General features: G+C 41.2%; 6 protein-coding genes. 1 reads left to right on the forward strand and 5 read right to left on the reverse strand.

Annotated elements, in window-relative coordinates:
- Positions 1-106 precede the first annotated feature (106 nt).
- Positions 107-1,039: an FISUMP domain-containing protein gene (locus tag D0T49_RS12370; RefSeq protein ID WP_163632092.1), complete on the forward strand. Its 933-nt coding sequence runs from the start codon at positions 107-109 to the stop codon at positions 1,037-1,039.
- 47 nt (positions 1,040-1,086) lie between these two features.
- Here the strand turns inward: D0T49_RS12370 and D0T49_RS12375 are convergent, their stop codons facing one another.
- From D0T49_RS12375 to D0T49_RS12395, 5 genes are all read right to left on the reverse strand, one after another.
- The gene (locus D0T49_RS12375) at positions 1,087-1,638 is read right to left on the reverse strand and encodes an HDIG domain-containing metalloprotein (RefSeq protein ID WP_163632095.1); all 552 of its coding nucleotides are present in this window, start codon (positions 1,636-1,638) and stop codon (positions 1,087-1,089) included.
- A 140-nt stretch (positions 1,639-1,778) separates the two neighbouring features.
- Entirely contained in the window at positions 1,779-3,089 is a 1,311-nt protein-coding gene (locus tag D0T49_RS12380) for an ABC transporter permease (protein WP_163632097.1), read from the reverse strand.
- A 67-nt stretch (positions 3,090-3,156) separates the two neighbouring features.
- Positions 3,157-4,098, reverse strand: coding sequence for an ABC transporter ATP-binding protein (locus D0T49_RS12385; RefSeq protein ID WP_163632100.1), 942 nt, complete (start codon positions 4,096-4,098; stop codon positions 3,157-3,159).
- A gap of 178 nt (positions 4,099-4,276) precedes the next feature.
- Positions 4,277-4,981, reverse strand: coding sequence for a DNA repair protein RadC (gene radC / locus D0T49_RS12390; protein ID WP_163632102.1), 705 nt, complete (start codon positions 4,979-4,981; stop codon positions 4,277-4,279).
- 43 nt (positions 4,982-5,024) lie between these two features.
- Complete coding sequence (locus D0T49_RS12395; protein ID WP_163632105.1) at positions 5,025-7,280, reverse strand: bifunctional (p)ppGpp synthetase/guanosine-3',5'-bis(diphosphate) 3'-pyrophosphohydrolase; 2,256 nt, start codon at positions 7,278-7,280, stop codon at positions 5,025-5,027.
- Between the last annotated feature and the right edge of the window lie 349 nt (positions 7,281-7,629).

A 7,629-nucleotide genomic window follows, 5' to 3' on the forward strand; every position in this document is an offset into this window, starting at 1 on the left:
GAACGGAAACAAATAATAATTAAACATTAATAATTAACCCCGTGTCTCTGTGTTTTAAAAAATAATAATTAAACATTAACAACTAACAATTAATAATTATCAACTTATGAACAGAAAACAATTTTTACGACAGACTTTAATTTTAGTCTCAATTTTTCAATTTTCGTTTTTTATTTTTAATGCCAATGCGCAAGTAACTATCGGGGCTGATAAAGAACCGGAGAGTTTTTCTTCTTTGGAAATTATCAGTACGACTGCCGGGCTTCGTTTACCACAGCTGACGATGAAACAGCGTGAAGTATTGACAGAACAATTGGAAGCATTAACAAGCGAAACTAAAAAACAGGCTGCAAAAGGCTTAGTGATTTACAATTTGGACACTGAATGTACCGATACTTGGAATGGTGCCAGATGGAGTTCTGTATGCGATCCTCTTGACCCTACTACGTCGCCATGTGGTGCTTATTTGGATAATGGGGTATGGCTGAAATTTATGTGTTACAATTTAGGAGCAGATACGAGTTTTGACCCATTTGCTCCCGCAGCTGGTATTCATGGAGCTAAATACAAATGGGGGATTGGGACACCCATTGTAACACAAGCTGAGGACCAAGAAACCAACCTTGGTTTGAGCAAATGGAGTAGTTGGCCACTTGCTCCGACAACTACAGACGAATGGGATATGGTTAATGAAAACCCTTGTCCGGCAGGTTGGAGATTACCTACCGATGAAGAGTTTAGACAGGTTATCTCAAATAATGAAAAACGAGCTGTGGGTACTTGGGATGATAATGCAGCAAATTTTTCAGTTGGGATGTGGTTTGGCAATGCTTTATTCTTGCCCGTAACTGGCTATCGTAATCATAATACCGGAGGTTTTTTATATAACCGTGGCTCATCGGGTTATTATTGGACATCTTCTCCTACATCAACTTCTGCAAATGGCGGTACACTTGGGATATGGAATGCAACTGGTATAACAGTATATCAATCTGCCCGGAATAATGCAGTGTCAGTTCGCTGTGTTGAAGATAACTAACCTATTTATTCTTCCCCTCACTTGCAAGTGAGGGGAAGAATAAACTTTTATATGTTTATTTTAAACATTTCATGCATTTCGTCGAATTTGGCAACCTCTTTTTCTCCGAATTTTTTCAGTTTTTCTCTGATTCTTTCGGATGTAAACATGATGTCGGGTTTCGATTTTGAGAAAAATTTATCGGCATAGCAAATCAGCTTTTCCTCTGACGAAACAGGCTCCATATTGCGATGGGGCAGGGGATAGTTGTTTTTTATGATTGCTTCGAGGCTTATTCCTGTTCCGGTATGGCGTTCGCATACCAAAGCATGTTTGGGAAGCCCTTCTTTCCTCATTAGTTCTGCTCCCAGATAACCATGTTCGATATATTGGTGTGTGCCATAGCAATGGATGCCCGGAGCATCGCACATGAATATACCAACATCGTGCAGCATGGCAGCTTCGGATATAAACTCACGGTTTAACGAGCCAAGTTCCGGATGTGTGTCAAGTATTTTCAAGGCGTAATCCCTTACCTGTTTGCTATGTTTTACAAGTATGGCGTATGCCTCTTCGTTATCCTGATAATACTTCCTTATAATAGAATCCGTGTCAACCATAAGATATTTTAATGCAATTATTAATGCTCAATTATCTATTATTAAGTACTTTATCTTTGTAGCTCACAGCTAATTTATTGGCGCATTATTCCATATATACTCACTACTCGCTACCCGCTACTCGCTACCCACTACTCACATTAATACTTAATCCACTTCCACATTTCTTTCCACGTTACTTTTTTACCATACATAAGTATTCCTGTACGGTAAATTTTGCCTGCTACCCATGTTGTTCCCATGAATGAGAGAATAAGCACTGCAATAGAAAGGATTATCTCCCACGTAGGAACATCGAAAGGCAACCGCACCATCATAACTACTGGCGATGTAAACGGTATGATGGAAAACCAGAATGCAAAAGACGATTCAGGGCTTCTTACACTATACAATGCTACAAAGATAGATAATATGATAGGCAGCGTAATAGGCAGTGTGAATTGATTGGCATCAGTCTCATTGTCTACCGACGAGCCTATGGCCGCAAACAGCGAAGCATACAACAAATAGCCCCCAAGGAAGTAAATAACGAAGAGAATACCTATCTGTAGCCAGTTGAACGATGAAATCATTTTGTAGAAATCTGTGGTCATATTCTCTACCTCGCTTATCGAAATTCCCTGCATTGCACTAAGGTCATTTATTGCGCTCATATCCAGGCTTCCATTCATAAATAAGCTTCCGATGGTTAGCAGTATGAAGGTAAGTACTACCCACATAAGAAACTGGGTGAGCCCGACTAACGCAATGCCTATTATTTTTCCCATCATCAGTTCGAACGGGCGAACGGAAGATACGATGACTTCGACAATGCGATTGGCTTTTTCCTGCATCACCCCGTTCATCACCTGCGTTCCGTACATGATGATAAACATATAAATGAGCATGGCGGCTACCATACCTATGATTAAAGCCATTTCGGCCGATGCTTCTTTTTCTTCACCATCGGTGCCCCATTTTATCGTTGATATTTCAAGGTCTGCTTTCGAGTCTTGTATCATCTCTTTCAGGTCGGGGATGTTGTAGGCAGCAAGTTTCTGCTCTTCTACCTGCTTGCTCAACAGGCTCGAAATGTAGGATTTAAGCTCCACATTCAGTTGTTTTTCCGAATACAGCGTAGCAGCTTTTGGGTTGCGCGACAGGTCGTCGCTGATAACCAATAGTGCTGTGAAATCTTTGTTATTTGTGTTCGTTTCCCGTATTTGCTCTACCGACCCGTTTACAAAATCGAAAGTATAAATATCATTGCTTTTCAGCACTTCGTGGTACATGTTGGTACGGTCAACTACTATCACGTGCTTTTTGGTGCTGTCCTGAAGATTAGCAATCCATGTGGGGAGGATAATGATACCTACAAACAGAAGCGGGGTAAGAAAAGTCATCAGTATGAATGATTTTTTTACTACCCGTGTGGTATATTCTTTTTTTATGATAAGTCCTATTTTACTCATGATTAAGTAATATGATTTGTTTAAAAACTTAAAAAATACTTTTTACTTTTACCTTTCTACTTTTACCTTAATCTTCCGAAGTGCTGTTTGCTTCAATTTCGTCAACAGAAGCACCTGTAGCCCGTACGGTTTCGATAAAAATATCGTTCATGCTTGGCAATATTTCTTCGAAAGCGATGATTTCGGTTTGCTTCATCAGTTCTTTCAGCAGGTCGTTGTTTTTAAGCTCAGGATTCTTCTTTATTTTGCTTTCGAAAGTACCTTTTTTGTCCTCTTTTTGCTCTATTACCTCAAACAGGTTTGTATCTATTGCACTTGTCGACCTTATATTAAAGGTATGCGTAGTGTGCGATGCCCGTATATCTGCTACATTGCCTTGCAACATGATTTTCGAACGATTTACAAGTGATATGTTTTCGCACAGTTCTTCGACCGACGACATGTTGTGCGTCGAGAAGATGATTGTCGCCCCTTTGTCGCGTAGTTCCAGTATTTCGTTTTTTAATAATGCCGTGTTCACCGGGTCGAATCCGCTGAATGGCTCGTCGAAAATAAGCAGTTCGGGGTTATGCAGAATGGTAGTAATAAACTGCACTTTCTGAGCCATCCCTTTTGATAGTTCTTCTACCTTTTTATTCCACCACGCTTGTATTTCAAATTTTTCGAACCAGTATTTCAGGGCTTTCAGCGCGTCTTGTTTGCTCATCCCTTTGAGGCGGGCAAGGTAAAGCGCTTGTTCGCCAACCTTCATTTTTTTGTACAGCCCACGCTCTTCGGGCAGGTAACCAATAAGGCGTACATCTTCCGGCCTTATCCGTTTTCCGTTCAGCCTTACCTCGCCGCTATCCGGTGCTGTAATGCAGTTTATGATTCGGATAAGAGTTGTTTTTCCGGCTCCGTTTGGGCCAAGCAGTCCATAAATAGTTTCGTTTGGTACAGAGAGGCTTACACCATCCAATGCCAAATGTCCGGAATATTGTTTTACTACGTTTTCTACTTCTAATAACATTGTTTTATTTTATTTCAGGGGAAAGGTAGAAAGGTAAAAGTAGAAAGTATTTTCAGCCTTTTTTATATTTCCCCCAGTTTATCTTCATTTTTTCTCGTACCCGGTACTTTTACCTTTCTCCTTTCCCCCTCCTATTAACTTGTAACTGCCCCGAAGGGCGAAGTAACTCGTAACTTTCTCAAATTTTTCCTTCGTCCACAAAACTGTAATAGCTTCCCCGTGCTATTATAATATGGTCGAGTAATTGGATGCCTATTGCCTCGCATCCCGATTTTATGTGCAGGGTCATCATCTCGTCCTCGTGGCTTGCACGGTTTTGCCCCGAAGGGTGATTGTGAGCTACTGCTATGCAGATGGCCGATTTTTCCAACGCACCACGCAACAGCATTGGTATGTCTACTATGGTTTGTTGCATTCCGCCTTGTGTCAGGCGTTTTACGTCTATTATCTTGTGTGCTCCGTTGAGGTATGCCACCCAAAACTCCTCATGAGGCAAATCGATAAGAAATGGCTCGAAAAGTTCAAAAAGGTCGATACTGCTTCCTATGCTTTTACGTTCGAGCACCTCGTTTGTTTTTCTCCGCTTACCAATTTCCAGTGCTGCTTTTATAGTTATGGCTTTGGCTTCGCCTATGCCTTTGAAAAGTTTGCAAAGTTCGGGGATGTTAAGTTGGGCGAGCTGGTTGAGGTTGTTATCACATCCTTTCAGAATCCGTTTCGAAAGTTCAACCGCTGTTTCACTTTTGTTTCCTGAGCCGATAAGTATTGCCAGTAGTTCGGCATCCGAAAGGGCTGAAACTCCTTTTTTCAACATCTTTTCGCGTGGGCGGTCTTCTTCTGCCCATTCGCGGATGGTTAAGCGCTTGTTCTCAGGAATAATCATTCTGTTTGCTTTTTGTAAGGGAAAGGGTAATAAGTTATTCCTGTTAAGTTTCGATACGGCTTACCGATTTTATTTCGGGTAGTTTTAGTATGTCTCTTTTTAGGTTTTCGATATCTTGCGTGTCGTGTACGAATATGTGAAACCTACCTAAAAAGATTCCGTCGTTTGTACCAATGTTTATTTTGCTGATATTGACATTGTAGCTTTCTGAAATCACTTTCAGTATCTGTACAAAAATTCCCTTTTTATCAATTCCTTTCACTTCAATTATTTCTTCGAACGAAAGGAGCTTGTGCATATCCCACTTGGCCGATATGATGCGTCCTCCCTGACTTGCCTTTAGTTTTGCGGCAACGGGGCACTGCATTTTATGAATCATCACAATTTCAGAGTCGTTGACATATCCTAATACATCATCGCCGGGGATTGGGTGGCAACAACTGGCAAGTTCGTAGCCTCTTTTGTCGTCGGTAAGGATAAACGTTTTCTTTCTGTCCACCCTTTCGGCAGGGACAAGCATTAGCTGACCCTGATTTTTCAGATCTATTTCTGTTTTGTAGTCGGGTTCGTTTTGTCCGCCCAGTATTTTCAGGTAGCGGGTTAGTATGTTTTTGTTTTTGGGTTTGAATAGTTTTGGAATATCGTTCAGGTTTAGAACTTCTTTTCCGGTTTGCAGATATAAGTCCTGAGGGTCGATGATATTGTAGTGGTTTAACAACCTGACAATGTTTGTGTTGTTTATTTCGAGATTGAGGTTTTCAAGAATTTCCTTTATCCTCTCTTTCCCTTTTTTAGCAATCGATTTGTTTTCTTTTTTAAGCCATTCGCGGATTTTTGATTTTGCATGGGCGGTACTTACATAGTTTTCCCATTCCGGTTGTGGTCTTTGTTTTTTCGAAGTCAGTATTTCTACTTGGTCGCCGCTGCTTAATTTATAGCTCAGAGGTACGAGCTTGTGGTTTACCTTTGCGCCGATACAATGAAATCCGAGGTCGGAGTGTAATAAAAATGCAAAATCGAGTGCCGTTGCTCCTAAGGCAATTGTTTTAATATCGCCTTTGGGGGTGAAAACAAAGATTTCGGAAGCAAACAAGTTCAGCTTGAAAGTTTCCATGAAATCGATGGCATTCGGCTCCGGATTTTTAAGTATTTCTTTTATTTCGTGGAGCCATTTGTCCAGTCCCGATTCTTCGGTTTCGCCGGTCTTATATTTCCAGTGTGCTGCTACTCCCCGTTCGGCTATATCGTCCATCCGTTTGCTTCGTATCTGCACTTCTACCCATCGCCCGCTTGGCCCCATTACGGTGACGTGCAGCGCCTCGTATCCATTTGCTTTAGGCGTGCTCACCCAGTCGCGTATACGTTCGGGATGGGGCTTGTAAATGGCAGTGAGTGCCGAATAAAGTTGCCAGCATTGCTCTTGCTCACGGCTTCCCGCTTTGGGTTCGAAAATAACCCGCAGGGCAAGTATGTCGTACACTTCTTCGAACGGGATATTGCGGGTCGACATTTTACGCCAGATGGAGTAAACTGTTTTAATACGGGCTTTTAGTTTGAACTTATACCCCATGTCGTGAAATTTCTCGTCGATGGGCTTTGAAAATTCCTCGTAGAATCGTTTACGGTTTTCCGCATCGTTGGCAAGTTTTTCTTCCAGTTCGCGGTAAACTTCGGGATGTTCGTATTTGAAGCTGAGGTTTTCGAGTTCGGTTTTTATCCGGAAAAGCCCGAGGCGGTGGGCAAGGGGAGCGTATATATATTGTGTTTCGCCGGCTATTTTGTATTGCTTTGCAGGAGGCATGGAGCCTAATGTTCGCATATTGTGCAGGCGGTCGGCTATTTTTATAATGATTACCCTGACGTCTTCGGACATCGTGAGGATAAGTTTCCTGAAATTTTCGGCCTGATCGGATGCCCTGTCGCCAAACACGCCCCCTGATATTTTAGTCAGGCCATCCACTATTTGTGCAATTTTTGGCCCGAACAGGTTTTCAATATCTTCTACCGTATAGTCGGTATCTTCCACCACATCGTGAAGCAATGCCGAACATATTGAAGTGGAGCCGAGTCCGATTTCTTTCACCACAATGCGTGCCACAGCAAGCGGATGCATTATATAGGGTTCGCCCGAGCGTCGTTTAAAACCTTTATGTGCAGCATTCGCAAAATTAAATGCTTTGGTGATTATCTCAACTTTTTTCCGGTGATTGGTGTTGAGGTAATCATTTATCAAAGCATCAAATTCTTGCTGAATCAGCAAGTCTTCTTCTGATATTATTTCGTCTTTTTTATCCTGCATTCAGTAAATTTTTCTTCTTGGTACGTAAAGCTACGTTTAGAATTTATTTCTTTTCTGAATTTTTTATAAGTCAGTTTATAAACTCACAAAAATACATAATATTTTTCAGTTTTCTAATAAAAATCCTGCAATGGCCGGAACTTATTGTTATCGTTAAATATTTGTATCTCAAAAATCAAGCCTTTACATTTGCATTCACATTCTTCGGGTAAAAATTGAGGAATGAAAATTGAAAAATGAATATCTCTCAGCAAATAACACCTCAAAAAAATGCTTTTGCAAACGTTAAAATGTTTGTAAGTAGCGTTATTATGTTAGAGAGAGAGAGAGAGAGAGAGAGAGAGAGAGA

Source organism: Paludibacter sp. 221 (genome assembly GCF_010501035.1).
Lineage (GTDB): Bacteria > Bacteroidota > Bacteroidia > Bacteroidales > Paludibacteraceae > QVMH01.

Coding starts and splice junctions, on each gene's coding strand:
- D0T49_RS12375 (WP_163632095.1), bottom strand. CDS start 1,638: ATGGTTGACACGGATTCTATTATAAGGAAGTATTATCAGGATAACGAA.
- radC (WP_163632102.1), bottom strand. CDS start 4,981: ATGATTATTCCTGAGAACAAGCGCTTAACCATCCGCGAATGGGCAGAA.
- D0T49_RS12385 (WP_163632100.1), bottom strand. CDS start 4,098: ATGTTATTAGAAGTAGAAAACGTAGTAAAACAATATTCCGGACATTTG.
- D0T49_RS12370 (WP_163632092.1), top strand. CDS start 107: ATGAACAGAAAACAATTTTTACGACAGACTTTAATTTTAGTCTCAATT.
- D0T49_RS12380 (WP_163632097.1), bottom strand. CDS start 3,089: ATGAGTAAAATAGGACTTATCATAAAAAAAGAATATACCACACGGGTA.
- D0T49_RS12395 (WP_163632105.1), bottom strand. CDS start 7,280: ATGCAGGATAAAAAAGACGAAATAATATCAGAAGAAGACTTGCTGATT.